The sequence below is a fragment of the Allosphingosinicella sp. genome (genome assembly GCF_046295735.1).
GTDB lineage: Bacteria > Pseudomonadota > Alphaproteobacteria > Sphingomonadales > Sphingomonadaceae > Allosphingosinicella.
In genome coordinates, this window is sequence record NZ_JBKBMQ010000009.1 from 84,258 (window position 1) to 109,844 (window position 25,587).

The 25,587-nt window shown below is 70.4% G+C and carries 31 protein-coding genes; 6 read left to right on the plus strand and 25 right to left on the minus strand.

From position 1 onward, the window contains the following. Window positions 1–5: 5 nt before the first annotated feature. The 6 genes from trbJ to ACK4K7_RS10125 all read right to left on the minus strand — a co-directional run bounded on the left by trbJ (window position 6) and on the right by ACK4K7_RS10125 (window position 5,603). Entirely contained in the window at window positions 6–749 is a 744-nt protein-coding gene (trbJ, locus tag ACK4K7_RS10100; RefSeq protein ID WP_431865697.1) for a P-type conjugative transfer protein TrbJ, read from the minus strand. Next, window positions 746–3,187 (minus strand): conjugal transfer protein TrbE, encoded by a 2,442-nt coding sequence (gene trbE / locus ACK4K7_RS10105; RefSeq protein WP_431865698.1) that lies wholly within the window; start codon window positions 3,185–3,187, stop codon window positions 746–748. The genes trbJ and trbE overlap by 4 nt, the downstream gene beginning before the upstream one ends. A gap of 9 nt (window positions 3,188–3,196) precedes the next feature. Then, on the minus strand, window positions 3,197–3,469 hold the full coding sequence (locus ACK4K7_RS10110; RefSeq protein WP_431865699.1) for a VirB3 family type IV secretion system protein: 273 nt from the start codon (window positions 3,467–3,469) through the stop codon (window positions 3,197–3,199). After that, window positions 3,469–3,783 carry a TrbC/VirB2 family protein gene (locus tag ACK4K7_RS10115; RefSeq protein ID WP_431865701.1) on the minus strand — a complete coding sequence of 105 codons (315 nt, stop codon included), beginning with the start codon at window positions 3,781–3,783 and terminating at the stop codon, window positions 3,469–3,471. The genes ACK4K7_RS10110 and ACK4K7_RS10115 overlap by 1 nt, the downstream gene beginning before the upstream one ends. Further along, on the minus strand, window positions 3,780–4,700 hold the full coding sequence (gene trbB / locus ACK4K7_RS10120) for a P-type conjugative transfer ATPase TrbB (protein WP_431865809.1): 921 nt from the start codon (window positions 4,698–4,700) through the stop codon (window positions 3,780–3,782). The genes ACK4K7_RS10115 and trbB overlap by 4 nt, the downstream gene beginning before the upstream one ends. A gap of 318 nt (window positions 4,701–5,018) precedes the next feature. Then, window positions 5,019–5,603, minus strand: a complete 585-nt coding sequence (locus ACK4K7_RS10125) for an NADPH-dependent F420 reductase (protein WP_431865702.1) — start codon at window positions 5,601–5,603, stop codon at window positions 5,019–5,021. 91 nt (window positions 5,604–5,694) lie between these two features. Between ACK4K7_RS10125 and ACK4K7_RS10130 the strand changes: the two genes are divergently transcribed. Beyond that, complete coding sequence (locus ACK4K7_RS10130; protein ID WP_431865704.1) at window positions 5,695–6,036, plus strand: winged helix-turn-helix transcriptional regulator; 342 nt, start codon at window positions 5,695–5,697, stop codon at window positions 6,034–6,036. Here ACK4K7_RS10130 and ACK4K7_RS10135 read toward each other — a convergent pair. Beyond that, a complete protein-coding gene (locus tag ACK4K7_RS10135; RefSeq protein ID WP_431865706.1) occupies window positions 6,021–6,467 on the minus strand; it encodes a CopG family transcriptional regulator in 447 nt (148 codons plus the stop codon). The genes ACK4K7_RS10130 and ACK4K7_RS10135 overlap by 16 nt on opposite strands. Before the next feature lie 10 nt (window positions 6,468–6,477). Further along, a complete protein-coding gene (locus ACK4K7_RS10140; protein ID WP_431865708.1) occupies window positions 6,478–8,469 on the minus strand; it encodes a conjugal transfer protein TraG in 1,992 nt (663 codons plus the stop codon). Between the two features lie 190 nt (window positions 8,470–8,659). Here ACK4K7_RS10140 and ACK4K7_RS10145 point away from each other — a divergent pair, with 190 nt between their 5' ends. Then, a complete protein-coding gene (locus tag ACK4K7_RS10145; protein ID WP_431865710.1) occupies window positions 8,660–9,565 on the plus strand; it encodes a LysR family transcriptional regulator in 906 nt (301 codons plus the stop codon). Here ACK4K7_RS10145 and ACK4K7_RS10150 read toward each other — a convergent pair. The 11 genes from ACK4K7_RS10150 to ACK4K7_RS10200 all read right to left on the minus strand — a co-directional run bounded on the left by ACK4K7_RS10150 (window position 9,562) and on the right by ACK4K7_RS10200 (window position 17,175). Then, on the minus strand, window positions 9,562–11,316 hold the full coding sequence (locus ACK4K7_RS10150) for a relaxase/mobilization nuclease domain-containing protein (protein WP_431865712.1): 1,755 nt from the start codon (window positions 11,314–11,316) through the stop codon (window positions 9,562–9,564). The two genes, ACK4K7_RS10145 and ACK4K7_RS10150, sit on opposite strands and share 4 nt — an antisense overlap. A gap of 247 nt (window positions 11,317–11,563) precedes the next feature. Beyond that, complete coding sequence (locus ACK4K7_RS10155) at window positions 11,564–12,364, minus strand: lytic transglycosylase domain-containing protein (RefSeq protein ID WP_431865714.1); 801 nt, start codon at window positions 12,362–12,364, stop codon at window positions 11,564–11,566. A gap of 2 nt (window positions 12,365–12,366) precedes the next feature. Further along, the gene (locus ACK4K7_RS10160) at window positions 12,367–12,894 is read right to left on the minus strand and encodes a S26 family signal peptidase (RefSeq protein ID WP_431865716.1); all 528 of its coding nucleotides are present in this window, start codon (window positions 12,892–12,894) and stop codon (window positions 12,367–12,369) included. Continuing rightward, on the minus strand, window positions 12,891–13,355 hold the full coding sequence (locus ACK4K7_RS10165; protein ID WP_431865718.1) for a DUF2840 domain-containing protein: 465 nt from the start codon (window positions 13,353–13,355) through the stop codon (window positions 12,891–12,893). The genes ACK4K7_RS10160 and ACK4K7_RS10165 overlap by 4 nt, the downstream gene beginning before the upstream one ends. Next, entirely contained in the window at window positions 13,352–13,606 is a 255-nt protein-coding gene (locus ACK4K7_RS10170) for a hypothetical protein (RefSeq protein ID WP_431865720.1), read from the minus strand. Before ACK4K7_RS10170 ends, ACK4K7_RS10165 begins: the two co-directional genes overlap by 4 nt. Then, window positions 13,603–14,241: a ParA family partition ATPase gene (gene parA, locus ACK4K7_RS10175; RefSeq protein ID WP_431865722.1), complete on the minus strand. Its 639-nt coding sequence runs from the start codon at window positions 14,239–14,241 to the stop codon at window positions 13,603–13,605. Before parA ends, ACK4K7_RS10170 begins: the two co-directional genes overlap by 4 nt. A 211-nt stretch (window positions 14,242–14,452) precedes the next feature. Beyond that, entirely contained in the window at window positions 14,453–15,337 is an 885-nt protein-coding gene (locus ACK4K7_RS10180; RefSeq protein ID WP_431865723.1) for a replication initiator protein A, read from the minus strand. A gap of 8 nt (window positions 15,338–15,345) precedes the next feature. Beyond that, window positions 15,346–15,630 (minus strand): helix-turn-helix transcriptional regulator, encoded by a 285-nt coding sequence (locus ACK4K7_RS10185; RefSeq protein ID WP_431865725.1) that lies wholly within the window; start codon window positions 15,628–15,630, stop codon window positions 15,346–15,348. 353 nt (window positions 15,631–15,983) lie between these two features. Further along, entirely contained in the window at window positions 15,984–16,475 is a 492-nt protein-coding gene (locus ACK4K7_RS10190; protein ID WP_431865811.1) for a DUF2285 domain-containing protein, read from the minus strand. Window positions 16,476–16,536: 61 nt separating this feature from the next. After that, on the minus strand, window positions 16,537–16,809 hold the full coding sequence (locus ACK4K7_RS10195) for a transcriptional regulator domain-containing protein (RefSeq protein WP_431865726.1): 273 nt from the start codon (window positions 16,807–16,809) through the stop codon (window positions 16,537–16,539). A 90-nt stretch (window positions 16,810–16,899) separates the two neighbouring features. Beyond that, on the minus strand, window positions 16,900–17,175 hold the full coding sequence (locus tag ACK4K7_RS10200) for a DNA -binding domain-containing protein (RefSeq protein ID WP_431865728.1): 276 nt from the start codon (window positions 17,173–17,175) through the stop codon (window positions 16,900–16,902). Window positions 17,176–17,333: 158 nt separating this feature from the next. Here ACK4K7_RS10200 and ACK4K7_RS10205 point away from each other — a divergent pair, with 158 nt between their 5' ends. After that, on the plus strand, window positions 17,334–17,564 hold the full coding sequence (locus tag ACK4K7_RS10205; RefSeq protein ID WP_431865729.1) for a helix-turn-helix domain-containing protein: 231 nt from the start codon (window positions 17,334–17,336) through the stop codon (window positions 17,562–17,564). Between the two features lie 111 nt (window positions 17,565–17,675). Here ACK4K7_RS10205 and ACK4K7_RS10210 read toward each other — a convergent pair whose 3' ends face one another. From ACK4K7_RS10210 to ACK4K7_RS10220, 3 genes are all read right to left on the minus strand, one after another. Further along, window positions 17,676–17,999 (minus strand): DUF736 domain-containing protein, encoded by a 324-nt coding sequence (locus tag ACK4K7_RS10210; RefSeq protein ID WP_431865731.1) that lies wholly within the window; start codon window positions 17,997–17,999, stop codon window positions 17,676–17,678. A gap of 549 nt (window positions 18,000–18,548) precedes the next feature. Further along, on the minus strand, window positions 18,549–19,025 hold the full coding sequence (locus ACK4K7_RS10215) for a hypothetical protein (protein WP_431865733.1): 477 nt from the start codon (window positions 19,023–19,025) through the stop codon (window positions 18,549–18,551). A gap of 132 nt (window positions 19,026–19,157) precedes the next feature. Next, window positions 19,158–19,319, minus strand: a complete 162-nt coding sequence (locus ACK4K7_RS10220; protein WP_431865734.1) for a hypothetical protein — start codon at window positions 19,317–19,319, stop codon at window positions 19,158–19,160. Between the two features lie 310 nt (window positions 19,320–19,629). On the opposite strand from ACK4K7_RS10220, the gene ACK4K7_RS10225 reads away from it, so the two are divergent. The 3 genes from ACK4K7_RS10225 to ACK4K7_RS10235 are packed head-to-tail and all read left to right on the plus strand — an operon-like array spanning window position 19,630 to window position 21,049. Continuing rightward, complete coding sequence (locus ACK4K7_RS10225) at window positions 19,630–20,103, plus strand: hypothetical protein (RefSeq protein WP_431865736.1); 474 nt, start codon at window positions 19,630–19,632, stop codon at window positions 20,101–20,103. Next, on the plus strand, window positions 20,103–20,702 hold the full coding sequence (locus ACK4K7_RS10230; RefSeq protein WP_431865738.1) for a TetR/AcrR family transcriptional regulator: 600 nt from the start codon (window positions 20,103–20,105) through the stop codon (window positions 20,700–20,702). The genes ACK4K7_RS10225 and ACK4K7_RS10230 overlap by 1 nt, the downstream gene beginning before the upstream one ends. Further along, window positions 20,699–21,049, plus strand: coding sequence for a DUF3147 family protein (locus tag ACK4K7_RS10235; protein ID WP_431865740.1), 351 nt, complete (start codon window positions 20,699–20,701; stop codon window positions 21,047–21,049). Before ACK4K7_RS10230 ends, ACK4K7_RS10235 begins: the two co-directional genes overlap by 4 nt. A gap of 20 nt (window positions 21,050–21,069) precedes the next feature. Here the strand turns inward: ACK4K7_RS10235 and ACK4K7_RS10240 are convergent, their stop codons facing one another. The 3 genes from ACK4K7_RS10240 to ACK4K7_RS10250 all read right to left on the minus strand — a co-directional run bounded on the left by ACK4K7_RS10240 (window position 21,070) and on the right by ACK4K7_RS10250 (window position 25,553). Next, on the minus strand, window positions 21,070–21,987 hold the full coding sequence (locus ACK4K7_RS10240; RefSeq protein ID WP_431865742.1) for a DUF2493 domain-containing protein: 918 nt from the start codon (window positions 21,985–21,987) through the stop codon (window positions 21,070–21,072). A 281-nt stretch (window positions 21,988–22,268) separates the two neighbouring features. Next, complete coding sequence (locus ACK4K7_RS10245) at window positions 22,269–23,333, minus strand: DUF7146 domain-containing protein (RefSeq protein ID WP_431865744.1); 1,065 nt, start codon at window positions 23,331–23,333, stop codon at window positions 22,269–22,271. 69 nt (window positions 23,334–23,402) lie between these two features. After that, the gene (locus ACK4K7_RS10250) at window positions 23,403–25,553 is read right to left on the minus strand and encodes a ParB/RepB/Spo0J family partition protein (RefSeq protein WP_431865746.1); all 2,151 of its coding nucleotides are present in this window, start codon (window positions 25,551–25,553) and stop codon (window positions 23,403–23,405) included. Between the last annotated feature and the right edge of the window lie 34 nt (window positions 25,554–25,587).

A 25,587-nucleotide genomic window follows, 5' to 3' on the forward strand; every position in this document is an offset into this window, starting at 1 on the left:
CGCCTTCAGCGCTTGTGGAACATGGTGACGGTCGAGGGCTGGTAGCCCTGACCCGGGGTGAGGAAGCGGCGCAGCTGCTCGCGCCCCTGATCGGCCGCGGCCTGCCGCTGCGCCGCCTCCAGACTCGCCGCGCGGCCCTGCGCGGCGACGGCGGCGGTCAGGTCGGCGAGCTGCTGGGCTTGGAGGGCCAGAAGCTGGTTGCCGGCCTGTGTCGCCTGGAGGGCGCCGGCTGCCGACTGGCTCGATGTAACGAGCGCCTGCATCTGCGCGCGGTTGGTGTCGATGTTGCCGACGACGCCGGCCTGCACCTTCAAGGCGTCCTGGAGCGCCGCGACCGACGTTTCCCAGCGCTCGCGGGCCCCGGCGATCATGTCGGCCTGGCTGGCGCTCGGCGTCGCCCGCCCGTAGGTGGTGGTGAACGCCCGGTCGATCTGCTGGACGTCGTAGGCGATGCGCTGCGCCTGGTTGAGGAGCTGCTGGGTGCGCTGCACCGACTGCTGAAGCTGCTGGAGCGAGGAGTAAGGCAGGCTCGCGAGGTTGCGCGCCTGGTTGATCAGCATCTGGGCTTCGTTCTGGATGCTGGTGATCTGGTTATTGATCTGCTGGAGCGCGCGAGCGGCCTGCAGCACGTTCTGGACGTGGTTGGTCGGATCCCAGACGGTGATCTGGGCCTGGGTCGGGGCGGACGCGCAGGCCAGGACGAGCGCGGCGACGCCGGCGGTGAGGGCGGAACGGGAGCGGGTCTTCATCGGGCGGTCTCCGGCTTGGGTTGAGGGTCAGCGATGAGGTCGACGGCCCAGGCGACGCCGCGGGCCTGGAGCCAGGCGCGGGCGAAGCCGTCGCGGCCGTGTTCCGCGTACAGGCGGGCGATCAGCGCCTGGTCGGACTTCGAGGACGCGGCGGTGAAGGCGAGCGCGACCTCGCCGAGGCCGAGTTCGAACAGCCGGTTGCCGCGGCGGCTCTGGCAGTAATAGTCGCGCTTGGGGGTCGCCCGGCTCAGGATCTCGATCTGGCGATCGTTGAGCCCGAAGCGCTCGTAGACGCGCGCGATCTGCGGCTCGAGCGCGCGCTCGTTCGGCAGGAAGAGACGTGTCGGGCAGCTCTCGATGATGGCGGGCGCGATCGCCGAGCCGTCGATGTCGGCGAGGCTCTGGGTCGCGAACACCACGCTCGCGTTCTTCTTGCGGAGCGTCTTCAGCCACTCCCGGAGCTGGCCCGTGAAGCCGTCGTCGTCGAGCGCCAGCCAGCCCTCATCGACGATGAGGAGGGTGGGACGGCCGTCGAGCCGGTCGCCGATCCGGTGGAAAAGGTAGGCGAGCACGGCGGCCGCCGAGCCGGTGCCGATCAACCCTTCCGTCTCGAACGCCTGGACATCCGCCTCGCCGATCCGCTCGGCCTCCGCGTCGAGCAACCGTCCCCAGGGCCCGCCGACGCAATAGGGCTTGAGCGCCTGCTTCAGCGGGTTGGACTGGAGGAGGACCGACAGGCCGGTGAGGGTGCGCTCCGTGGCCGGTGCCGACGCGAGACTGGCGAGCGCCGACCACAGATGCTCCTTCACCTCCGGGGTGACCTGCACCTCTTCCCGGGCGAGGATCGCCGCCAGCCACTCGGCGGCCCAGGCGCGCTCCTCGGGCTGGTCGATGCGGGCGAGCGGCTGGAGCGCCACGGGCTCCGCGACGTCGTCGGCGAGCGAGCCGCCGAGGTCGTGCCAGTCGCCGCCCATGGCGAGGGCGGTCGCGCGGATCGAGCCGCCGAAGTCGAAGGCGAACACTTGGGATAGCGCGTAGCGCCGGAACTGCAGCGCTATGAGCGCCAGCAGGACGGATTTGCCGCCGCCCGTCGGGCCGACGACGAGCGTGTGCCCGACGTCGCCGACATGGAGCGAGAAGCGGAACGGGGTCGACCCTTCCGTCTTCGCTACGAACAGCGGCGGCGCGTCGAGATGCTCGTCGCGCTCAGGCCCCGCCCACACGGCCGAGAACGGTATCATATGGGCGAGGTTGAGGGTTGAGAGCGGCGGCTGGCGGACGTTGGCGTACGCATGGCCGGGTACGCTCCCGAGCCAGGCCTCCACCGCGTTCACGCGTTCGGTCATGCAGGTGAAGTCGCGGCCCTGGATCACCTTCTCGACGAGGCGCAGCCGCTCGTCGGCGACGCGGGCGTCCTCGTCCCAGACGGTTACTGTCGCGGTGACGTAGGCCGTGCCGACGAGGTCGGACCCGAGCTCCTGGAGCGCGAGGTCGGCGTCCGCCGCCTTGTTCGAGGCGTCATTGTCGAGGAGCGCCGAGGCCTCGTTGGTCATCACCTCTTTGAGGATCGCGGCGATGCTCTTGCGCTTGGCGAACCACTGGCGGCGGATGCGGCCGAGCAGCTTCGCCGCGTCGTTCTTGTCGAGGAGGACGGCGCGGGTGACCCAGCGATACTCGAACGCGAGGCGATTGAGGTCGTCGAGAAGCCCCGGCCAGGTCTGCGACGGAAAGCCCATGACGGTGAGCGTGCGCAGGTGGGCCTGTCCCAACCGCGGCTCCAGCCCGCCGACCAGCGGTTCATCCGCCAGGATCGCGTCGAGGTACATCGGCGTCTCGGGCACGCGCACCCGGTGACGGCGGGTCGAGACGGTTGAGTGCAGGTAGGTGAGCGTCTCGGCGTCGCCCAGGAAGCGTGCCTCGGGCATGAAGCCCTCGACGAGGTTCAGCACGCGGTCGGTGCGATCGACGAAGCCGGCGAGGAGCTCGCGGCCGTCCACCCCGCGCCCGTCCCGGCCTTCGTAGAGCCAGGCCTCGGCGCGTGAGGCGTCCTCGGCGGGCGGAAGCCAGACGAGGGTCAGATAGTAGGCGCTCTCGAAGTGGCTGCCGCTCTCCTCGAACGCCGCTCGGCGCTCGGCATCGACCAGCGCCGACACGCCGTCGGGGAAGCGGCTGGACGGGTAGGCGCCTGCCGGCAGCCTCTGCGCCTCGACGAAGATCCCCCAGCCGGAGCCGAGCCGTCGGAGCGCGTTGTTGAGGCGCGACGTGGTGGCGACGAGCTCGGCCGGCGTCGCCGAGTCGAGGTCGGGCCCGCGGAACCGCGCCGTGCGCTGGAGCGAGCCGTCCTTGTTGAGGACGACGCCTTCGCCGACCAGCGCCGCCCAGGGCAGGAAGTCGGCGAGACGCTGCGGGGTCGAGCGGTACTCGGCGAGGTTCAGCACGGCATGACCTCAGGCGCTCATGTGGGTGGGATAGCGAAGGTGGCGCCGGACGACGTCGACGAAGGCGGAATCGCGCTTCGCCGCCCACACCGCCGCCATGTGCCCGACGAGCCAGATGAGGAGGCCGGCGAGCCACAGGCGGAGACCGAGGCCGAGCGCGGCGGCGAGGGTGCCGTTGATGATGGCGAGCGACCGCGGCGCGCCGCCGAGCAGGATCGGCTCGGTGAGCGAGCGCCGGACGGGCGCGTAGAAGCCGGCCGCGGGCTCGTCGCCGACCAGCATCAGACCAGCGCTCCGCCGCCGAACGAGAAGAACGACAGAAAGAAGGATGAGGCCGCGAAGGCGATCGAGAGCCCGAAGACGATCTGGATCATGCGGCGGGCGCCGCCCGACGTGTCGCCGAAGGCGAGCGTCAGGCCGGTGACGATGATGATCATCACCGCGATGATCTTGGCGACCGGGCCTTGGATCGATTCGAGGATGGACTGCAGCGGCGCTTCCCAGGGCATGTTCGAGCCCGCGGCCAAAGCCGGACTGGCGACGCAGGCGAGGGAGATGGCGGCGGCGCCGAGCAGACGCGATTGGGTGCGGGTCACGGTTGGTCTCCTGCTGGGGTGAGGACGTAATCGCCGGAGGGATTGAGCCCCTCGACGCGGGCGAGCTCGGTCAGCCGCCGGGCGGAGCCCCGGCCGGACAGGACGGCGATGAGGTCGATCGTCTCGGCGATCAGCGCACGGGGCACCGTGACCACGGCCTCCTGCACGAGCTGTTCGAGACGGCGGAGCGCGCCGAGCGCGCTGCCGGCGTGGAGCGTGCCGACGCCGCCGGGGTGGCCGGTGCCCCAGGCCTTGATGAGGTCGAGCGCCTCGCCGCCGCGCACCTCGCCGATCGGGATTCGGTCGGGACGCAGGCGCAGGGCCGAGCGCACGAGATCGGTGAGGGTCGCCGCGCCGTCCTTGGTACGCAAGGAGACGAGGTTAGGCGCGGCGCACTGGAGTTCGCGCGTGTCCTCGATCAGCACCACGCGGTCGCCGGTGAGCGCCACCTCGGCCAGGAGCGCGTTGACGAGCGTCGTCTTGCCCGTGGAGGTGCCGCCGGCGACGACGATGTTGTGGCGATCGTGCACCGCTCGGCGAAGCACGTCGGCGTGGGATCCCGACATGATGCCGGCATCGACATAGTGGCCGAGCGTGAACAAGGCGACGGCGGGCTTGCGGATCGCGAAGCTTGGGGCGGCGACCACGGGCGGGAGCAGCCCTTCGAAGCGCTCGCCGCTGTCGGGCAGCTCGGCGGAGACGCGCGGGGAGCCGGGATGGACCTCGGCTCCGACATGGTGGGCGACCAGCCGCACGATCCGCTCGCCATCGGCGGCGGAGAGCCGGCAGCCGGTGTCCTCCAGGCCGCCGGACAGGCGGTCGAGCCAGAGCCGACCATCGGGATTGAGCATCACCTCGACCACGGCCGGATCGTCGAGGAAGCCGGCGATTGCGGACCCGAGCGCCGTGCGCAGCATGCGGGCGCCGCGCGCATGGGACTCGGATCGAAAGGCGATGGTGGTCACGAACTCGACCCCGTGTTGGTGGCCGGCGCGGATGCGGCCGGCTCGACGGAGTCGACTAATGAGCGGGTGAACGGCCGGCGTTCAACAAGCGCGAGGGCGTAGTAGCGGCTTGGCGTATAGCGGCAGGAAAAAGAGGGAGCTGCCTGGGCGCTCCTGATTGCAGGATGGCCCGCATCTCGGGAGGCGGGAGCGGTCTATGGTGTTTCGCGCGTTTCAGCTCTCGCCCGGCAAACGGGCCAGTGCTGCTAAGCACCGTGAGTGTCCCGCAGCTCAGCTCCGACGTTGATGGTAAAGGAAGGCGGCGTCGGTGCCGCCACCCGCGAGGGCCACGGCGATATTGAGATGTGCCATGGCCTCGAGGTGGCGGGCGGACCGAAGCGGTCCGACGTCGAGAGCCGCGAAACCCGCATCGCTGGCGATGCCAGCCACCACCCTGCGGATGTCCTCATCGTCTCCGGCGACAAAGCACGTGATCCGCTGCCCGTCGCGCTCCAGTTTCGAGGGCGTCATCACATCGGCGAACACGGTGTTGAAGGCTTTCACGACGCGCGAGCGTGGCAGAATGCGCGCGATCTCCTCGGCGGCCGAATTCTCCTGGCCGAGAAGCATCGGCGACCAGTCGGCAGCCACGGGGTTGGTGACGTCCACCACGATCTTGCCGGCAAGCGCCTCGGCAAGCGGGGGCAGTGCCTCGGCGCAGGCGTCGTAGGGAATCGCCAGCACAGCGAGTTCGCCATGGACGGCCGCGTCGCGAGCGCCGGCGCGGCCCGCCGTCACGACGTCGTGGCCCGCGCTTGAGAAGAGGTCCTTGAGCCTCGAGCCGACCTGGCCCGCTCCGATGATGCCGATGCGCATGATTGTGTCTCCCGTCTTGCCCGAAGCGGGCAGACGGACCATCGTGCCGCATAGTCACCATCGTCAATTAGGTACCCAGGGGTAACTACCCGTGACCACGCCCGCTCCAGACGCTTTCCTCAAGGCCTGCCCCTCGCGGGCGCTGCTCGCGCGCATCGCGGAGAAATGGACGTTGCTCGTGCTTGTGGCGCTGGAGCACGGGCCCGTGCGCTTCGGAACTCTGCGGCGGCAAATCGAAGGGGTGAGCCAGAAGATGCTCACCCAGACGCTGCGCGCTCTCGAAAGCGATGGGCTTGTATCGAGACGGCTCTACGACGAAATGCCTTTGCGTGTGGAGTATGCCCTAACCCTGCGCGGAAGAAGCCTCCTCCCGCTTGCCGCCAGCCTGAAACATTGGGCGGAGGAAAACTTCCTACCTCAACCCACGCCCTGATCTGGCAGGCGGTCGGGGTCGGGGGCGTCTGCGACATCCGCCACGACTTCCTTGGCGAGGCTCTGACCTTTGGCGAGCCTGCGCCCGAGCGTCTCGACGAAGCCTTCGTAGCGCTCGCGTCCCTTAGCTTGAGCGGCGGCCTGCATGGTGTCGGGCAGCGGCGGGGTTGTGGTGAGCCAGAACCGTACGAACAGGGCCAGCGCCTCGGTCGAGATGGACACGTCCCGTTCCAGCCGCTCGACCTGGCGGGACAGCCGATCCAACCGGCGCACGAACGCGGCCTCCCGCCGGTCGGCGCCGTCGGGGGAGAGGTAGGAGGCGACCGCCGCCTCCACGATCGCCGACTTTGTCACCTTGCGCCGGGCGGCGAGCGCGGCGAGCTCCGCCGTGAGGCCGGCCGAGAAGTAGACATTCAGACGATCCTTGCGCATGGGGCGGACCTCAGAGCTGGATCCCGTCGTCGGGATCGAGCGCGGCCTGACGCGCCATGGTGCGGAACCGCCCCTGGAGCTGGCGGGCGCGCACCGCGTCGTCGTCCGGCTCGTCGTCGAGCGCCGCGAACTCCTCTCGGCCGCTCCGCGCCACCTCCGGTGCGATGGCCTCGTGCTCGGGCAGCTCGGGCTCGCGCCGAATGCCGCCGTTCGGATCGTCGACATCGCCCGCCTCCGGACTGCCTCCGGTCACCGTGATCGGAGCGGCGACCGTCGTAAGGCCCGTCCAGTCATCCCGCAGGGCGCGTACCTGTGTGCCTGCCGTGAGCTCGGGCGGTGGCAGGATGCGAGCCTTGAGCTGCCGATCCTCATAGTAGCGGGCCTTGGTGGCGCGGATCGGGTTCACGCCCGAGACCAGGACGATCTCCTGCGTGGCAGGAAGCTGCATCACCTCGCCCGGGGTGAGCAGCGGGCGCGCCGTCTCCTGACGACTGACCATCAGGTGCCCGAGCCAGGGGGATAGCCGATGGCCGGCGTAGTTCTTCATCGCCCGCATCTCGGTCGCGGTTCCGAGCGCGTCCGACACCCGCTTGGCGGTACGCTCGTCGTTGGTGCTGAACGCCACCCGGACGTGGCAGTTGTCGAGGATGGCGTTGTTGGCGCCGTACGCCTTTTCGATCTGGTTGAGGGACTGGGCGATCAGGAACGAGCGGATGCCGTAGCCCGCCATGAAGGCGAGCTGCGACTCGAAGAAGTCCAGCCGCCCGAGCGCCGGGAACTCGTCGAGCATGAGCAGCAGCCGGTGGCGACGGCCACGCGCCTGCAGGTCCTCCGTCAGCCGGCGGCCGACCTGGTTCAGGATGAGGCGCACGAGCGGCTTGGTGCGGCTGATGTCGGAGGGCGGCACGACGAGGTAGAGCGTCACGGGCCGCTCGGCCTCGACGAGGTCGGCGATCCGCCAGTCGCACCGGCGGGTCACCTTCGCCACCACCGGGTCGCGGTAGAGGCCCAGGAACGACATGGCGGTGGACAGCACGCCGGAGCGCTCGTTCTCGGACTTGTTGAGGAGCTCGCGCGCCGCCGACGCGACCACGGGGTGCGGACCGTCGCTGCCCAGATGCTGGGTCGTCATCATCGCGCGCAGCGTCGTCTCAATCGGGCGTTTGGGGTCGGACAGGAAGGTGGCGACGCCGGCCAGGGTCTTGTCCTCTCCGGCGTAGAGCACGTGGAGGATGGCGCCGACGAGGAGCGAGTGGCTGGTCTTCTCCCAGTGGTTACGCCGCTCGAGCGCGCCTTCCGGGTCGACCAGGATGTCGGCGATGTTCTGGACGTCGCGCACCTCCCAGGGCCCGCGCCGGACCTCCAGCAGCGGGTTGTAGGCGGCGCTCTCCGGATTGGTCGGGTCGAACAGCACCACCCGGCTGAACCGGCCGCGCCAGCCGGCGGTCAGCTGCCAGTTCTCGCCCTTGATGTCATGAACGACGCAGCTGCCCGGCCAGGTCAGGAGGGTCGGAACCACCAGCCCCACGCCCTTGCCGCTGCGGGTCGGGGCGAAGCACAGCACATGCTCGGGGCCGTCATGGCGCAGGTAGCTCCGCCCCAGCCGCCCGAGCACGGCGCCGTCGGGGCCGAGGAGGCCTGCGGCGCGCACCTCCCGCTCGCTCGCCCAGCGGGCGGACCCGTAGGTGCTGACCTCCTTCGCCTCGCGGGCGCGCCAGACCGACATGGCGATCGCGACCGCGATGGTGACGAAGCCGCCGGCGGCCGCGATCAGCGCGCCCTCGTGAAACACCTCGGGCGCATAGGCGTCGAACCAGAACCACCAGGCGAAGAAGGCCGGCGGCGGGTAGACGGGCCAGCCGAGGACCTCGCCCATCGGCGGTCCGAGCTGGGACTGGTAGCCGAGGCGCCACGCCGTCCACTGGGTCGCGCCCCAGACGAAGGCCAGCGCGATGGCGCCGACCAGCAGGACCTGGCCCCACAGGATACGCGTGGCGGACATAGGGCTCCATTCACCGTCGAGGCCCTGATTACTCAGGTAGCGCGTTGTGAAATCGCAAGAGCTTGAGCAATCGCGGAGAGCTTCCGGTCATCATGGCGTGCAGATCGGCGGGTTAAGCTCGATCCTTCAGCTCGCCTTTACCTAAGCGGGTGCAGCCTCTGCACTTGGACCTACGGTTTTGCGAGGTTCGATGCTGGAGCTTCGACAGCTGCGATATGTGATCGCTGTCGCGTCGCACCGCAGCTTCCAGGCGGCGGCGAAAGCTCTGAACATCTCCCAGCCGGTCCTGAGCCGCGCGATCCAGAACCTCGAGGACGAGCTCGGCGTTTCGCTGTTCGAGCGTCGAACGACGGGCACGCGGCCCACACCAGCAGGTTTTCGCCTGATCGAGCGCGCCCGCACCATCATCGACGAGGCGGACCGAGCCGTCGCGGAGCTCGCGCAGGCCGCCCGCGCCGAAAGCGGGGCGGTGAGGCTCGGGATCACCGAAGCGCCGCTCGACCACCGCGCCCGTTTGCTGTTCGCGAGCTTCCGGGCCGAGCACCCGAAGGTTGATCTGACGCTCAGCGACATGCACGCCAACGACATCCTCGACCGGATCCGCGACGGCGAGCTCGACGTGGGCTACATCGCCGACGAACTCGTCCCGCCGGGGTTCGAGGCGCTTCGGCTCTGGCGACAGAGGATGGTGGCGGTGCTGCCCGCCGATCACCGGCTCGCGACCCGTGGCGCGTTGAGCTGGGCCGATCTCGGAGGGGAGCCTCTGATCACTCGCGGGCGGTCGGACGCACGTGGCTACCGGGACTTCCTGGTGGCGCGGCTCGGCGGGAGCGCCAAGATCGGCCTGTTCAACAGCAGCGCGCAAGGTCTGGCCGACCTGGTCGAGCTGCACGGCTGCGTGACGATCCTACCCGATGGCGTGGTCCGGGAGAGCAAGAGCATCGCGGTCCGGCCCATCCTGGAGGAGAGCGCCTGCCTCACGCGCGTTCTGGTCTGGACGCCCCAGACGGAGAACCCTGTCTTCGGGCGGTTCCTGTCCTTCGTCCGTGACCGTGTTCGCCAGCCGGCGGCGCCGCCCGCCGAGGCGCCCAGCTAGAGCGCCAGGCCGCGCTTGCGCCCGAAGCTCCAGTCGATCCCGCCGCCCGGGGCGACGACGCCCGAGACCTGCCGCCCGAGATGCTGTTCGAGCGCCGGGCGCCATGGGACCAGCTGGAAGCCGAGCCCATCGTCGAGCATCGCGAAGCGCCCCGATGCGAGGTCGAGCCGCTGCCGGTACACGCCGGCGACCTGGTCGCCGTCCTTCGCCGGGCGAGGCTCGAGGCCGGTCCGCTGTGCGATCGAGCCCGCGGCGGCGTCGAGTTCGCGCGCCTTCAGGGTCCCGAGAAGGTCGCGGGCGAAGATGACCCGCTGCCCCTGTCGGCGAGCCAGTCCCTCGGTCACGAGATGATCGGCGCGCTGCTCCAAGGCGGCGCGGACTTCGGCGCCGAACCCACCGCCGGCCAGCGGCACGGGATCGCGCGCGACCTGGACCCGGTCGAGCCAGGTCGCGCCCGACGATGCGACCTGCCGGTCGATGGGCAGGTCTGACCGGCCGACGATCGCGAGACGCCGCCCACCGTCGCCTAGGTCGCGAAGGCTCGCCTCGACGATGCCGCCGACCGGCGTGTCACCGGTCGCCTCGAGGTCCGGGAGCCGGAGGTGGTGGACGCGCCCGTCGACGCCGTCAATGACGACATAGGCCGTGCCGGCGAGCTCGTCGTGGAGCCCCCGATCGGCGAGACGTCCGACGATCGCCGCGTCAGGATGGTCGTGGACCGCGAAGTCGCCGAGCGCGCGCTCGCCATGGCTGGCCATGGCGCGGTGCATGGTCTTGATGATGTCGCCCTTGATCGACAGCTCGCGCAGCGTCTCTTCGGCGCCCGGCCGCAGGGTCCACATGGCCGGCGCGATACGCTCGGAAAGGCCGAACCGCTCCAGCGTCTGCGCACGGCCGACGAGCAAGCGCCGCAGCTCGGGGTCGGCGGGTTCGGGCAAGCCGGGTCTCAGGTCGGCCACCCCGGCGTTCTCGTCGGCGAGGCTCCGCAGCGCCTGGTCGAGACCGGTCCAGCGCTCGGCGCCGACCTCCGCCTCAAGGGTGGTGCGGATCTCCTGCCCGCTACGCTGGCCGAGCTCCAGCGTCACCAGCTCCTCGGCGCGGCCGCGCAGGCCCTTGCTGATATAGTCGCGGCTGATGACGAGGTCGGCGCCATCGTCGTCGCGACCGCGGATCAGGACATGGACGTGAGGCTGGTCAGTGTTCCAGTGGTCGATGGCGACCCAGTCGAGGCGGGTGCCGAGATCGTGCTCGGCCTGGGCCATCAGGTCGCGGGTGAAGCCGCGCAGGTCCGACATGGCGGGCGCGTCCTCGGGTGAGACGATGAAGCGGAAGTGGTGGCGGTCCTCCCCGCAGCGTTCGGCGAAGGCGCGCGCGTCGGCCGCCTCGCCCTCGCGGTCGAACAGGCGGGCGTCCGCGCCGTCGCGGGTGACCCCTTCGCGCTTCAGATAGGCCAGGTGCTTGTTGAGCGGCGCGGCGCGGAAGCGCTGGCCGCGGTGCCGGACCACGCGAGCCTTCACCACGACGCGCCGGGCGCTGCTCGACAGCCGCCGCGCCGTGCCGGCGAAGCGGCCTCGCCCGAAGGTCGAGCGGCCTCGGCCCGCGCGAACGCCGTTCAGCCGGTAGCCGGTGTGCCCGGCCTTGCGCGCGGCGGTCATCACCTGGGCGACGAAGCTCTTCGCCTTGCCGCCCGCGCCCCGGCCGTCGCGGATGCGCCCGGGGCGGATCCGGAGGTCGTCGTCGCCCCTGCTCACAGTCGGTGGCCGCCATGCCGAAACGGCGTAGTGCCGCGGATTTTGAGGCAGAGCCTGAGTTTGCCGGAGTCTGCGGCACTGCGCGCGGCGCGGCGGCACGACAAAACGCGTACAAAAACAACAACATGACCCCGCTGCGCGCCGCGGCTTTTATCTCGCGCTCCTCTGTTGATCTTCCCTCCGTCCCGGCTCCTCCCGCACAAGAGCACGCCACCACACCCCAGACCGCGACCGGCTGCGACGACCCTCATTGCGGCCTCCGAACGGCGAACAGGCTGTCGGTGGAGCGCTCCGGGGCACGGTGATCAGGCGCGGCTCCAGCACTGGAGCGCTGCCTGCCGATCGCGTCGGCGACATCTGTTTCCGCTGCTGACGGGAGCGTTTCCGGCAGCACGGAAGGAGCCGACAGCGCAGTCTCCGTGTCGGTCGGCTGCATGCTGCTCAGCGCCACGAAGAGCGGCGCGCGGGTCCAGGCCAGAAGGTCAGGGCGCGTGTCGGCGGCTACTGCGGCTGCGCTTCCGCCGCCGGTGAGCGGACCCAGGCGGGCGACATAGGCGACCGTCTCGGCCGGCAAGTTGCGGCGGCCGGCGAGGTATGCGTCGTAGCGGCCGGGCCCGGCATTGTAGGCCGCCAGCGCGCCCGGCATGCCGTAGAGATCGTGCATCCGGCGCAGATAGGCCGTGCCCGCCAGCACGTTCTCGCGCGGGTCGAACGGGTCCGTGCCGAAGCCGTACCGGGCGCGCAGTTCGGCCCAGGTCGCCGGCATGATTTGCATGCAGCCCATCGCGCCCGCTCGGGAGACGGCGCGTACCTGGCCGGCGCTCTCCACGCGCATGACCGAAACGATCCACGGCTCCGGCACGCCGAACCGGCGCGACGCCTCGGCGACATGGGCGGTGCAGGGCGAGCGCAGCGGGGTTGCGGCCGAAGCGGCGTCCTGGGCGAAGCCCGGCGGCGGTGCGGCGGCCAGTAGGACCGGGAGGGAGAAGAGGATGAGGTGCAGCTTGGGCGAGGGGGCGCAAGCGGCGGAAGACCGGCGACGCGGCATGGTCAGCGCTCCTCGTCCGTCCAGAGCGGCACGGCGCGGCCGACGATGCTGGAGCGCGGCAACGGTCCGAAGTAGCGGCCGTCGAGCGAGGCCGGTTCCTCCCAGTTGAGGAGCAGGACCTCGCTTTCGGCGAGCGTCAGGCAGCCGCTCCAGACCGGCATCGGCCGCCCGTGGCGATCACGGTCGCGCGCCACGGCCCAGGTCTCTCCGTCGACCGTGACGACGGGGCCGACGCGGCACACCGTCTGCCCGGGCAGCGCCGCGACCCGCTTCAGGAGCGGCGCGCCCCGGCCGAGATAGCCGCCGTCCGCCAGGAACGCGGCGAGCGGCTCGGGCGGCTGCGACACGACGAGATCGGCGACCTTCAGTTCACCAATCGGGCGCACGGCGTAGAGCCCGAGCGGCACGCTCTCGGTGACGTTCCAGACGAGGCGCGTCGGCATCGTGATCACGGTGCTCAGCACCAGCGCTGCACCAGTGATGCTCGCCATGGCGAGCGTCCGCCATGCCAGTGGGCGTGCGATCCTCATGCCTCGATCCTCCGTCTGAAAAGCCAGGCTCGATGACGAGCCGGCGTGTAGGGGCGCGGCTCGAAGCCGGCGGCGATGCGGTTGCCGACGTGGCGCCAATGGTCGGAACAGGCGTCGGCGGGATCGACGCCCAGGCGCTCGACCGCGTCGATGGCCGCGAGCACGCGTTCGACCTTCAGCCAGCCGGCGATGCGCAGCAGGCTCTCGCCGCCGGGCGACACGAACGGCACGGTCGAGAAGGCCTCGCCGGGCCGAACCGCGCGCAGGATGTCGATGTGGGAGGCGACGGTGCCGTAGTCGTTCGACGCCCAGCGCACGAACGCGAAGATCTGGCCGGGCGCGAACGACAGCACGCGGGCGCGGCGGCCGACGATCCGCTCTTCGGCGACGCGGCCGAAGCGGATCCAGCGCTCGATCCGGCCCTCCAGGTGCAGGAGCTCGACCCGGGTGAGCGCGCTCATGCGCCGCCTCCAGTGCCGCCGCCGTCCGCCGGAAACTCGCGTTCGAGCAGCGTGCGCAGCATGTCGGCGACCGTCTGCCCGCGGCTGAAAGCGGTGACCTTGATCCGGCCGCGCAGCGCCGGCGTGACGTCGATCGTCAGCCGGGCGGTGTTGGCGTCCTTCGCGGCGCCGGGCCTGTCGGCCGCTCGGACCCAGGCGTCCGGCCCGCTTGGGCGGGACGCGAAGGCGCGTTTGCGTTCCCCGCCGCTCATGCCGCGAGCCCGTCGATTTCGGCGGCGACAGCGGCGATCTCGCCCGCGGCGACGAGCCCGGCGGGGACCTCGTGGACGAGCCGGCCGGAGCGCGCCGTATCGGCGAAGGCGATGCGCTGGCCCACGCGCGCGACGAGCGCCGGCGGGTCGTGCTCTGCGAGCGCCTCGGCCGTCTCACGGGCGATCACCGTGCGGGCCGCGCAGCGGTTGAGGAGCAGCCGCGCCGGCAGGTCGGGGCGGAAGACGCGGGCTTCACCCAGCAGCCGCAGCATCTCGGCCGACGCCCAGCCGTCGAACGGCGAGGGGGTGACCGGGATGAGGACGAGGTCGGCGGCGAGCAGCGCGGAGCGCGCGATGCCGGTGACGCGCGGCGGCCCGTCGATTACGACGCGGTCGTAGCCGCAGGCGATGTCCGGCAGCTCGCGGTGGAGCATGTCGCGGGCGAGTCCGACGACGGCGAAAGAGCGCGCCAAGCGCTCGCGCGAGCGCTGCCCGGACCAGTCGAGCGCCGAGCCTTGCGGGTCCGCGTCGACCACCAGCGTGCGCCTGCCCGTTCCGGCCCAGGCGCCCGCCAGGTGCAGCGCGAGCGTCGTCTTGCCGACGCCGCCCTTCTGGTTGAGGAGCGCCACGATCATGACGCTCGCCCCATCGAAGCGGCGAGGCGATCGGCGGCCGGCGCGAGCGCCGGTTCCGTTAGCAAGATTCCGAAGGAATCTAGGTTAGCACAGTTAGGAGGCGGGTAAGCCGCTGTTGCGGCGCGGTTTTTCGGGCGTTCCGGTCCCCGATAGCACGAGGATCGGGTCCCCGATGGCACGATAGGGGCGGTCCCCGATAGCACGACGGGATTCACAGCTTATCCCCACGGCCGAGCCCGGCGACGCGGCGGGCCGCGCGCTCGAAGCCGTCTTCGGGAAGCGGCGCGAAGGCGAGCCGCTCCTGGCCGCGGGCGCCGCGCTCGAGCGCCAGGCTGTAGCCGGGCAGCGTCTGGGCGGCGACGATGGCGCGCAGGTCATAGGCGAAGTGCTTGAGCGGCGAGAGCGAGCCCGACTTCTGGTGGAGGTGCTCGACGTCGAAGCTCCAGCCGCCGGCCTGCCGACCGCCATGCTTGCGCACGAGCCGGTACAGCCAGCGCTCGAGCCCACCGGTCAGGTCGAAATAGGTGCGGTCGATCGTGAGGACGAGCGCGTCGTCCATCACGCCGGCGTAGAACCAATCGGGGAGGATCAGCTCGAGGCCGAGCGGCCGGCCCGAGGCGTCGGCGCGCTCCTTCCACTCGTTGATCCAGGAGAAGCGGTGGCGCCGCCGCTCGCTCGGCTGGCGGATGGTGGTGGCGACGGTGGTCGACTGGAGCCGGTCGAGGCCGGCCTTCAGGCGATCATAATCGCGGGCCGAGGTGCCGCGTCCGACGAAGGTCAGGATCTCGTAAGGGGTCGCCGCCATGAGCCGCGAGGGCGCGGCGCCCCGGTCGCGCGCCTCGACGATCTGCGAGGCGGCCCAGATCAGCACGTCGGCGTCCCAGATCGTCGCCATGCCGTGCTCGGGCACCGCCTCGACACGGATGGCGATCGCGCCCATGCGGAAGTCGATCGGCTTTACGCGCGGCGTCTTGGAGAGGCTGAAGAACGGGTAGGCCATGAGGTCCTGGCTGTCGCGGGCGGCGAGTTCGCCGGGGATCGCCTTGAACAGGTCGAGCTGGTCGCGCTCGCTGGGGCGAAGGCGGCGGGCGGGCATTGTTGCGCTCAGCGGCGCGCTTGGCCGGCATAGGCCGGCGAGACGGCCGCGTGGCGCTTGGCCGGCAGCACGGTCTCGCCGGTGTCGTCGGAGGTCGAGCTCTTGTTGCCGCGATTGACCCAGGCCTGAAGGTCGCTGACCGCATAAACGACGCGGCCGCCGAGCTTCGAATATTTGGGGCCGGTGCCGTAGGTGCGGTGCTTCTCCAGGGTCCGGCCGGACAGGCCCAGGAAGCGGGCGGCCTCGGGGGTGCGGAGATAGCGTGGCGGAAGTCCGGCGTTCGGGTCGGGCATGATCGTGCCTCCTCGGGCTTCGCCGCGCCGCGGGACTGCGGCGGCGGGCTGAGGGCGAAGATCGCGGAGCGCGCTGGCGTAGGGGGATGACGAACGCCTACGCCGGCGTTCGTCACCAAGAACTCGGATCCGTTGGGCTATGACTGCTTCGATCTCGCGATGTGCTGCAGCGATGGTGCGTGGTGGAGATCGGTTGGTGGCCGGACGAAGCGCATCGCTCTGCGTCGCCCGAACCGGCGGGATCAGGGTCGGGCCCCGACTCGGTCCCGCCCTCGTGGACCGGGTCTCCCTAGCCGGACCGCGACGGCGGCGAGTTCACGCCCCTGGAGTTCGCCGCCGCTTCGCTTGCCCGCTCATGGCCGCCGCCGCGGCGATACCCGGAGGCGCAGCAGGTCGCGATAGCCGCCGCGGACCATCGCGCGGCCGGCAGCGGTGAGCCGCGCGGTCGTGGCCTTCAACGGGCTCGTCGGCCAGTGCTCGGCCGCCACGCGCCTGCGCCCGAACAGGACCTCGGCGATGGCGCGGTACGACGCGCCGCCGGATCGGCCGTCGAGCGCGCAGAGGGAGCGGGCCAGGCGCCAGCGTCGCGTCGGCGTGAGGAGGCCGGGCGCAGGCTGGTCGCGCAACGCGCGCCAGAGCCGGAGCGTCGCTTCGAGCCGGATCGGTAGATCGTCATCGAACGGCACGAGCGCCGCGGCTGTGGCGGAGCCTGTCGGGGCGCCCAGCACAAGGGCCTGCCCGCCTTCGAGCCTCCGCCACTCGCCTTCCGTTCCGGTCCGGCTCTGCACGGGGCGGAGGTCGTCGACCCGGGGACCCGTAGTCATCGTCGGCGCGGCGGCGATCATCGCCACGACGGCCGGTGCGATTTCCGGCAGCCAGAAGACGGGAGCGTCAGGAGCGGCGAGGTCAGGATCGACCGGGAAATCGCAACCCCCAACGCGCAGGGAAGTCGGCTAGGCCGCCAGCGCTCCCCTGGAACTCCGAGACGTAGGCGGGGTTACGCCGCAGCGCTTCCCACGCGAAGCCCGACGCATCCAGAGCGTCCAAATAGGTGTAGGCGTCGTCGTCGGTCCAATCTCGGGGCGGCATGGGTCTACTCCTCACGCGAAGCCGCGGCGTGCGGCGCATGAGGGTGAGATTCGTCCAGAGGTGGTGCGGCGCTATCGTCGTCCACGGCATAGGCCGATGCCTGACCGAGCGTGGCACCGGATGCGAGGATGGCCGTTGAACTCGATTCGGCCGCCGCGTTTCGCCCGAAGCCTGGAATCTTCAGCCGCTCTTCTGCAGCAGGTCCCGATAGCCGAACTCGCTGACCCAGCGCGCCCGCGCCAGATGGCTGGCATGCAAGCGCTGGGCGCGGTCCCGGTCGGTTGCGGGATCGATGCTCATCAGACGCCGCACGACCTCGGTCCAGGGGGCGCCGGCCTTTTCGGCGTCGAGCAGCCGCATGTAGAGCTTCAGGTGGGCGCGGTCGTAGTCGGTGAGCTCCGAGCGGTCTGGAGGAGGGTCGGTGAGTGGCGGTGGAGTGGTCGGCATCATGGCCATGTCCTGCTCAGACGTGCCTCGGGAGGCTCAGAAGCGCGAACCGCGACGCCGTTCAAGATGGAAACCTCATCTGGCCGGTGACAACGCCGAAGCGGCGAGCCTGCTCTGGGCTGTATACAGCGTAGCACTAAAAAGCCCACACGTGGCCTACCCTGCGGATGGACATCCGCAAGCTCTTCGGCGCCAACATGCGCCGCCATCGCAAGGCGGCCGGCTACAGTCAGGAGGCTGTGGCCGAGCGCATGGGCATCGACCGGGCGCATGTCGGGGCGATGGAGCGGGGTGAGAAGAACGTCACGCTGCTGACGATCTGGCTCGTGTGCCAGGCGCTGGAGCTGAAGCCCGCGCAGCTGTTCGAGGAGAGCGCTGGCGAGGTCGGAGCGCCTTGAGCCCGGGATGCGCAACCGACCGCAAGGTTGGACCACTCCGATCTGCGGGTGGCCTGATCATGACGCGAGCGCCCCGCCCGGGTGGCCCGGGCGGGGCGTCGGCCGGCCGTCTCAGTCGCCGCGGCGGCCGTTGGGGCGGGACCAGATGAGGGAGTAGGTGTCCTGGCCCTCGTCGTCGAAGAGGTTGGCGTAGATGGGAGCGGTGAAGCTGGGATCGTCGAGCTTCAGGCCGAGATAGTCGCGGCCCTCGTTCGAGCGCTTCTCCCAGGCGGCCCCGATCTCGGCCCGGCCGACGAAGACCCGGTGGGAGGGCGCGTTCTCGTTGGCGCGGTTGGCTTCGGGGACGATGCGGACGCCCTTGGCCTGGACGCTGAGGGTGACGATCTCGCCGGTGAACTCGCTGCCGGACTTCTTGAAGGTGCCGATGGTCGCCATGGTAGTCTCCTGTCTCGCTGTCTCGAGCCCGCGCCCATCGCGGCCTCGATGGCGATCGCAAGGCCGGGGGCGATCGACGCCGCAGCCCGGAGGGCCCGCAGCATAACGAAGGACGGAGAAGACGCGGCTTTCTTGCCTCGCGAGGAATGACCGCGTGCGGTCAGGGGAAGAAAGTTGCGGATCTCCGTTGCGGCTCAGGCGATCGAGGCGAAGCCGACCCTCGGCCAGATCGAGCCAGAGAGAGGCCGCACTGGGCCGCGGACCGACAGCACCTTGGGGCAGAGACGTGGCCGATCCTCCAAGCCGCCGCCAAGGGCCGGGCACCGCCGCTCGCGCGAAGACAGGCAACGACGTGCAGACAGGTGGGTGCACTCTCCCGACTGGCGCGGCCGCAACGACCGGCGCACATCCCGGCAGTCGACTCGGCCGGGGGATCTATGGGGACCAGGTGAGAGCTGACGATCCAGGGGCGCAGATGCCTGGCGTCGCCGACGATCTCGCCGCCTGCCGCGCGCACGGCCAGCGCTGATGACCGGGGGTAGACGAGCCTCACCCGTCGTTGGCCGCACCCATGTGCCGGAAGCTGGAGTTTCGAGGCGGCCCGGCCTGCCTCGCCTCGTGGCCCGGGTGGAGAGCGCTCACGCGCACCCAGGCGACACCGGCCACGATTACCGCGCCGACCGACGCGAACAGGATGCGCCAGACCTCGCCGGTGCCGCCGATGCCCGAGACGCCATAGACGGCGAAGTAGCCCGCCACGCCCGCCGGTCCGGCATAGACCGCCGCGACCAACGCCCGGCGCCATGGCGATCGCAGCGTGGCGAACAGCCCCTGGCCCATGCCGAAGGTCAGGCCGGCGACGACCAGGCCGACAAGGGCGGCGCCGATGAAGCCGGCGTCATGCTGGTAGGCCCACATGGCGGCGGACAGCCCGGCATAGAAGGGCAAGGCGTAGACCGCGAGGTTGAAGAGGAGCCAGAGCAGGAAGCCGGTCGCGGCGAGGCTCAGGGTAATGGCGATGAACATGGGCGTCCTCCATGGGCATGGTCAGGACGCGCTTCCACCACCTCCACAGCGCGCGAGCGTAGAATAGCAAAGGATCGGCGGCGCCGGAATCCGCATCGAACGCCGGCGCCGCGCATCGAGCGACACCGCCCGTCAGCTGAACGGGTCGTATTCGTGAACGATCGCATCGGCCGGTCCGTCGAACTCGGCCGTGGGCATCACGCTGTACCCGTCGGCGGTCTGGATCAGGACGACGCAGACCATGAGGCTCTTGGCGAGATCGAAGGCGCGACGCTGAGCGAGGGACAAGGACATCGGACCGGCTCCTGTTCGGGAGCGGGGACCGCCCCCGCTCGACAGGCGCCCGACGTGTCCGCGCAGGGCTGCGATCACCGGCAGCATCGCTGGCGGCGGTAGCGTCAGCGTACCGACCCCTCGCGGGTTGATCGTCACGAGGTCCTGGGCCGGACCAAGGATCAGCGCATCGAGAGCCGGGGTGGTGCTCGCTGGACGTGGGGCGGACGCCAGAGAACCGATGCTGTGAGAAACGCTGGTTGAAGGACGGCAGTTGCCGTTAGTGAGCTACGGCTTACAAATGCTAGCTCGACCCCGACAAGGAGGTCACATGCTGGATTATCTGAACCCCGACTGCCCGCTCAGCCTGCGTAAAGCCATCGCTCAGCTGAGAGAGGAGGATGCAAAGGAGCGCGACGTCGCGCCCTCTGTCGCGCCCGAAGTGGAGCGATCCATGACCGCGCACGACGCCGTGCATGTGATCTTCGCGTGCGACACGTCGGACCGGGGCGAGGCGATCGCGCACGCCTGGATGCTGCTCGGCACCACGGTCACCCACCGGCAGCTCAGCGAAGTCATGGGCACGGGGGACCACCGGACGTTCGTGCGGGAGATCGGCCACGCGCGCCGGATGCGCGCGCTGCTCTCGGCCCTGCCCGCGGTCGCCGTGGCGGCGTTCAGGGCGCGGCGAATGACGAAGCGCTGGTCGTGGACGGACTATGACCGCTATCTCGACACGCCGCTCGTCGAGATACGACGCGAGTTTGGGGTGCGGGTCTCGCCTCCGCCGACAGGGTCGGCCTGATGGCCCGGCCGCGCACCATCGACGAAGCGCGCGTGCTCCGCGCCGCGCGCGAGGTGTTCGTCGCCCGCGGAGCGGAGGCAACGACGCGCGAGGTCGCCGAAGCGGCCGGGATCAGCCAAGCGGTGCTTTTCCAGCGCTACGGCACGAAGAAGCGGCTCTTCTTCGCCGCCATGCTGCCGAAGCCGCCGGCGCTCGACGAACTGATCGGCGACATGCCGCCCGCCGGGGTGAAGAGCGCGCGAACCTATCTCCTCGGCCTGGTGGAACGCCTGCTGGCCTGGATCGAGCCTGCGATGCCGGGCGCGCTGCGCGCCGCGCTCCACCCGGACTTTCCCGCCGCGGTGGCCGAGGTGCACGCGCCGGGCGGCCCCGACGCCGTCAGAGCGGCGATCGCAGATCGATTATCCCTGCTTCAGGACCGGGGCGACCTCGCCCGCTGCATCGAGGCCGGGCGACTTGCGGCCGTGTTGCTCGAGCTTGTTCACGGCCAAGCGCTCACGGCCTTGCTGGCGGGCACGGCCGAGACACGAGCCGACCGGGCCGAGCGTGCCGGCTCTTTGCTGTGGTCCGGCCTCGATCCGAAGGAGAAGCGAGCGTGATTTATCTGGTCGTAAAGGCGGTGATCTCGGCGGTCATCATCGTCGCGGCGTCGGAGCTTGCGAAGCGCAGCCCGGCGTTCGGCGCCCTGGTGGCGTCCCTGCCTCTGGTCTCGGTGCTGGGCATGATCTGGCTGTGGCGCGACACGGGCGACCGACTACGGCTCGCCGCCCACGCGGAGGCGACCTTCTGGTACGTGCTTCCGAGCCTGCCGATGTTCCTGGCCATACCCGCGATGCTGCGGGCAGGGCTGAGCTTCTGGCTCGCGCTGGTGATCGGCGTGGTTCTCACCGCCGTGCTCTATGTCGTGACCGCGACCGTGCTGGCCCGCTTCGGCGTCGATCTCTGAAACGTCGTTCAGGGCGGCACTTACGCGCCGCCCTTTCGGAAGTCGAACAGTGGGATGCCGAGCTTGCGGGCCTTGTCGGCAAGGTTGTCCTGGATGCCCGTGCCCGGGAACACCACGACGCCGATCGGCAGGACATCCAACATCTGGTCGTTGCGCTTGAACGGTGCGGCCTTGCCGTGCTTGGCCCAGTCGGGCTTGAAGGCGACCTGCGGCACCTTGCGGTGATCGGCCCAGCGGGACGCGATCTTCTCGGCATCCTTCGGGTTGCCGCCGTGCAGGAGCACCATGCCGGGGTGCTTGGCGCGGACCCGGTCGAGTGCCGACCAGATGGCGGTCACATCCTGGAACTCGCCTCCGGTGAAGGCGACCTTCGGACCCGCCGGCAGCATCACCTCGGTTTCGGCGCGCCGACGGGCGGCGATGAAGTCGCGGCTGTCGATCATTGCGGCGGTCAGCGCCTTGCGGTTCACGAGGCTGCCGTGCCGCGGCAGCCAGACCGTGCCGGTGTGGGTGCGATAGAGGTCGGCAGCGGTGTCACGCATTAGCTCGAAGCTGTTGCGGCGCTCGATCAGCGTCAGACCCTCGGCCGTGAGGCGCTCCAGCTCGACCGACCGGACCTCCGAGCCATCCTGCTCGCGTTGCGACCGGCGCTGCGCCTGCTCGTTGTCGTCGAGCTCGCGCTCGATCCGCTCGGCGGCGCGGTGCAAGAGGTTCACCTGGCCCCAGAGCAGGTCTTCGAGATCGGGCTCGAGGCGGGTGTCCTGGAGCGTCGAGGCCAGCGCGTCGAAGATGTCGGCGAGGGCTCCGGTGACGAGGCGACCCTCAGGCAACGGTCGCGGGTCGGGCTCGTCCTGGAAGGGGCGGAAGCCGTAGAGCTGGAGTTCGTGGAGGACTTCGGCGGTAGGGCTCGACTGATGTAGCTCGTCGTGGTCGGTCATGGTCGCCTCCGGTTCGGGGCCGCGCCTCTCGCGGCCTTCGATGGGCGACGAAGAGCGGGGGCGGACCGGGCCTGCACCGACGCGCACTCGCGGCGGCCGAAGCGGAGCGGAGGACGGCGAGCACGGCTTTCTTGTCTCGCGAGGAAGGCCGAAGGCCGGGGAAGAAAGTCGCGCGCAGCCGTTGCCGGCCCGGCCCGGCTCCGGTCCGATCGCCCCTCTCGGAAGGCCGAAGCCGCGGCTCTCCCCGAGGGGGACGGTGACATGGCAACGAGCGATTCCCGTCAGGCGACGTTACGGGACGGTCCATTCACGGCGAGGAAGCGTCCGATGTCCTCCGGGGCGAGCTGCAGCCTGATGCTTGCCGCAAGCATATCGCGGCCGAGCAGCCGGAGATCATCGTTCAAATCGCCCAGGCTGGCGTCCAGCATCAGCGCCTCGATCCCGGCAGCCGTCGCTCTGTCGGACAGTGCGTCCACCGCACCATGTCCGGCAGAGTCGTCGTCCCGCACGAGATAAAGCCGGCGCAGGCCGACCGGCAGTTCTAGGGCCGCGAGGTGGTTGGCGGAGAGCGCGGCGACCATCGGCAGTGCCGGCGTGACCTGTCGGAGCGACAGCATCGTCTCGATGCCCTCACCGGCGGCCATCACATCGTCAGCCACGCCGAAGCGGACGCCATGCCCGAGCAGATGGCCCATGGCGCGGCGCGGGGTCGACACGGGCGCTTTGCCGGAGCCGTCCGGCGCGAGCCAGGTGCGGTGGGCTCCGGTGAGCTTGCCGGAACCGTCGCGAACGGAGGCGATGAGCGCTGGCCAGGCGTCCCGAACGCGGTCGACCGGGTCGTCGGGATCGCCGCGATACCAGCAGCGCGGGTTAAAGCGGAGCGAGCCGCAATTCCGTAGATCCGTGATGCCGCGAATGCGCAAATACGTTTCTGCGACCGTGCCGTGGATCGGCTGCGAAATGGCCCAGAGCCGTCGCGCCGCCTCGGGCGAACCCTGCGGGGCTGGGTTAGGCTTGCTCCATGCCTGCGGCTCGGGCCGTGGCAGGCGCAGGAAGGTGCGGGCCTCGTCGAGTGCGGCGCCGAGCGTGTCGAGCTTGCGGGCGGCCGCGATCAGGTCGAGCAGGTCGCCGTGCTCGCCCGTGGCGGCGTCGGTCCACTTGCCGGCGGCGCCCTTGCCAGACTCGGGCCCGGTCAGTCGCACGAAGAGCGAGCGCCCTGGTGTGTTCTCGACGTCGCCGACGAGCCAGTAGCGGCCCTCGCGCCAGCCGTTGGAAAGATAGTGCCGGCAGACCGCCTCGGCCTCGCGGGCGAGCCGGCGGGCGATCTCGGCTGCGGTGTCGGGCATGTTCACGCTCCCGGACGAAGAAGGGCCCGCCGCTTTCGCGACGGGCCCAGGCGGACGGGCTTGGTTCTCCTACTCGGCCGCGACGGCGTGGGGGGCTTCCGCCTCAGCCCATGCATCCTCGCCCGAGGGCTCGTTATCGCCCATGGCCGTTTCGCCGCCGTCCTCCGCCATTTCTTCGACGGTCTCGACCGGATCGGCCGAGATCGGATCGGCCTGGTCGACGTTGGCCGCGTCACCGCTTTCGCGCCGCTCGAAGGTGAGCAGCCGGCCGGGCGTGCGCAGCGGCTCAGGGATCCAGCCGGTGCCGCCGAGCAGCTCGGACGCGTGCTCGACCATCTCACCCTTCTTGAGGTGCTCGATACGGTCGGCGGCGCGCTGACCCTTCGCCTCGGCGACTGCGGCGAGGATGCGCGCCTTGGTGACCCGGCCGAGGAAGGTGTCGGCGGTCGGAGTCCAGCCGGTCGCCGCCACGTCGAGGTCGACCGCCTGCGCCAACTTGTCGGCATGGGCGATGGCGCGCGGACGCCGGCTGTAGGGCTCGACGACCGCGTTGACGCCGTGGCTGACGACATAGGCGAACAGCGCGTCCCGGCTGTCCTGGTCCCAGCCGGCGAGCGTGTCCAAAAGCGCCTCCGGCTCGCCCGGAAGCTGGTGGTCCCAGTTCTCGTGCGTTTGGCGGAGCGCCCGGGCCGGCGTGCTGTCGGTCAGGCCCGGCGTCTGGGCCGGGAAGCTAACCGCTCGCAGGTCGAGCTCGAGGCAGCTGTCCTGGGCGTAGGAGTAGAACACCTTCAGCGTCAGCGCGTGCAGGACGGCGAGGTACGCCACGTCCGGCCGTTCGCTGACCGCCTGGCGGAGCGCGACCGTGCGATACGCGGTCAGCTCCGAGACGAGACGGTCGGACAGGGGCTTCATGCCCTCGTCTTCCTCCGGCTCGGGCGCGGGCGGCTGATCGTCGGCCGTGATGCTCTCGCCGCCATCGTAGCTCGCAGCCAAGGCGCGGGTCTCGTCGGCGACCTCCGCATCGGGCTCCGGTTCGATGGGCAGCTCGTCCTCGGGGCGGACGTAACCGCGCTCTACGAGCAGCGCGCCGTTCCGATCGATGCTGACGAAGGCGCCGGCACGCGCGACCTCGGCCGGATCGTAGGCGAGCGGACGGGTGTCGATCGCCTCGATCGCGGTCTCCAGCTCGCCGAGCCGCGCGTCGATGTCCTCGGGGAGCTCGGGCGCGTCCTCGTATTCGGCGACCAAGCCGTCATACTCGGCCTGGAGCGCATCGCGAGTCGCCTGCTCCTCCGCCATGATCGCGATCGGCACGCCGCGGAGATGCCGCAGGCCGAAGCTGTGACCATAGGGAAAATCGGGGGCGGCTTCGACCCACTTCCAACCCTCGGCCTCGACCTTGGCCGCTTCCTCGCGGAGCTTCTCGGCCGTCATCAGGTTGACGAGCGCCACGTCCTGCAGCCAGCCGCCGTCGTCGCCCTGGAACAGGTCGCGCAGCACGCAGCCGCCGGCCTCAACATAGGCGTCGACGCCGATGAATTGCGCCCGCTTGTCGGCGGCGCGCACCGCGCCCTCGGTCAGCCAGCGCCGGATCATGTAGGGCTGCTTGTCGTAGGACTGGGCCAGCCGCTCGAACACCTGCTCCTGACGCGCATGGTCGCCCGAGACGGTGAAGGCCATCAGCTGGTCCAAGGTCATATCGTCCTCGGCATAGACGTCGAGGAGCTTGGGGCTGACCGAGGCGAGCTTCAGGCGCTGCTTCACCACCTGGACCGAGACGAAGAAGGTGGCGGCGATCTCCTCCTCGGACTGGCCCTTCTCTCGCAGCGCGAGGAAGGCGCGGAACTGGTCGAGCGGGTGCAGTGGCGCGCGCTGGACGTTCTCGGCGAGGCTGTCCTCCTCGGCGACGCCGCCCTCGCGCACGATGCAGGGCACGGGCGCGGTCTTGGCGAGGCGCTTCTGCTTCACCAAGAGTTCGAGCGCCCGGTAGCGGCGGCCGCCGGCCGGGATCTCGAACATGCCGGTCTCGCCGCCCGCCTCGTTGGTGACGGCGCGGACCGACAGGCCCTGGAGCAGGCCACGCCGGGCGATGTCCTCGGCGAGCTCCTCGATCGACACGCCGGCCTTCACGCGCCGGACGTTCGACTGGGAGAGCAGGAGCTTGTTGAAGGGGATGTCGCGGGAGGCCGCGAGGGTGATCTTCTGAACGGTAGTCGCCATGGTCTTCACTCCGCGACGGGCGGCCGGGAGCCTC

What these genes read in the sequence shown, in the direction of transcription:
- trbJ (WP_431865697.1), bottom strand. Translation starts at nt 749, where the DNA reads ATGAAGACCCGCTCCCGTTCCGCCCTCACCGCCGGCGTCGCCGCGCTC.
- ACK4K7_RS10145 (WP_431865710.1), top strand. Translation starts at nt 8,660, where the DNA reads ATGCTGGAGCTTCGACAGCTGCGATATGTGATCGCTGTCGCGTCGCAC.
- trbB (WP_431865809.1), bottom strand. Translation starts at nt 4,700, where the DNA reads ATGCTGCGCACGGCGCTCGGGTCCGCAATCGCCGGCTTCCTCGACGAT.
- ACK4K7_RS10155 (WP_431865714.1), bottom strand. Translation starts at nt 12,364, where the DNA reads ATGCCGCGTCGCCGGTCTTCCGCCGCTTGCGCCCCCTCGCCCAAGCTG.
- ACK4K7_RS10205 (WP_431865729.1), top strand. Translation starts at nt 17,334, where the DNA reads ATGGACATCCGCAAGCTCTTCGGCGCCAACATGCGCCGCCATCGCAAG.
- ACK4K7_RS10200 (WP_431865728.1), bottom strand. Translation starts at nt 17,175, where the DNA reads ATGGCCATGATGCCGACCACTCCACCGCCACTCACCGACCCTCCTCCA.
- ACK4K7_RS10225 (WP_431865736.1), top strand. Translation starts at nt 19,630, where the DNA reads ATGCTGGATTATCTGAACCCCGACTGCCCGCTCAGCCTGCGTAAAGCC.
- ACK4K7_RS10230 (WP_431865738.1), top strand. Translation starts at nt 20,103, where the DNA reads ATGGCCCGGCCGCGCACCATCGACGAAGCGCGCGTGCTCCGCGCCGCG.
- ACK4K7_RS10165 (WP_431865718.1), bottom strand. Translation starts at nt 13,355, where the DNA reads ATGAGCGCGCTCACCCGGGTCGAGCTCCTGCACCTGGAGGGCCGGATC.
- ACK4K7_RS10170 (WP_431865720.1), bottom strand. Translation starts at nt 13,606, where the DNA reads ATGAGCGGCGGGGAACGCAAACGCGCCTTCGCGTCCCGCCCAAGCGGG.
- ACK4K7_RS10195 (WP_431865726.1), bottom strand. Translation starts at nt 16,809, where the DNA reads ATGCCGTGGACGACGATAGCGCCGCACCACCTCTGGACGAATCTCACC.
- ACK4K7_RS10215 (WP_431865733.1), bottom strand. Translation starts at nt 19,025, where the DNA reads ATGTTCATCGCCATTACCCTGAGCCTCGCCGCGACCGGCTTCCTGCTC.
- ACK4K7_RS10250 (WP_431865746.1), bottom strand. Translation starts at nt 25,553, where the DNA reads ATGGCGACTACCGTTCAGAAGATCACCCTCGCGGCCTCCCGCGACATC.
- ACK4K7_RS10210 (WP_431865731.1), bottom strand. Translation starts at nt 17,999, where the DNA reads ATGGCGACCATCGGCACCTTCAAGAAGTCCGGCAGCGAGTTCACCGGC.
- ACK4K7_RS10245 (WP_431865744.1), bottom strand. Translation starts at nt 23,333, where the DNA reads ATGCCCGACACCGCAGCCGAGATCGCCCGCCGGCTCGCCCGCGAGGCC.
- ACK4K7_RS10135 (WP_431865706.1), bottom strand. Translation starts at nt 6,467, where the DNA reads ATGCGCAAGGATCGTCTGAATGTCTACTTCTCGGCCGGCCTCACGGCG.
- ACK4K7_RS10185 (WP_431865725.1), bottom strand. Translation starts at nt 15,630, where the DNA reads ATGCCCGACCCGAACGCCGGACTTCCGCCACGCTATCTCCGCACCCCC.
- ACK4K7_RS10180 (WP_431865723.1), bottom strand. Translation starts at nt 15,337, where the DNA reads ATGCCCGCCCGCCGCCTTCGCCCCAGCGAGCGCGACCAGCTCGACCTG.
- ACK4K7_RS10220 (WP_431865734.1), bottom strand. Translation starts at nt 19,319, where the DNA reads ATGTCCTTGTCCCTCGCTCAGCGTCGCGCCTTCGATCTCGCCAAGAGC.
- ACK4K7_RS10190 (WP_431865811.1), bottom strand. Translation starts at nt 16,475, where the DNA reads ATGATCGCCGCCGCGCCGACGATGACTACGGGTCCCCGGGTCGACGAC.
- ACK4K7_RS10240 (WP_431865742.1), bottom strand. Translation starts at nt 21,987, where the DNA reads ATGACCGACCACGACGAGCTACATCAGTCGAGCCCTACCGCCGAAGTC.
- ACK4K7_RS10160 (WP_431865716.1), bottom strand. Translation starts at nt 12,894, where the DNA reads ATGAGGATCGCACGCCCACTGGCATGGCGGACGCTCGCCATGGCGAGC.
- ACK4K7_RS10140 (WP_431865708.1), bottom strand. Translation starts at nt 8,469, where the DNA reads ATGTCCGCCACGCGTATCCTGTGGGGCCAGGTCCTGCTGGTCGGCGCC.
- ACK4K7_RS10110 (WP_431865699.1), bottom strand. Translation starts at nt 3,469, where the DNA reads ATGCTGGTCGGCGACGAGCCCGCGGCCGGCTTCTACGCGCCCGTCCGG.
- ACK4K7_RS10125 (WP_431865702.1), bottom strand. Translation starts at nt 5,603, where the DNA reads ATGCGCATCGGCATCATCGGAGCGGGCCAGGTCGGCTCGAGGCTCAAG.
- parA (WP_431865722.1), bottom strand. Translation starts at nt 14,241, where the DNA reads ATGATCGTGGCGCTCCTCAACCAGAAGGGCGGCGTCGGCAAGACGACG.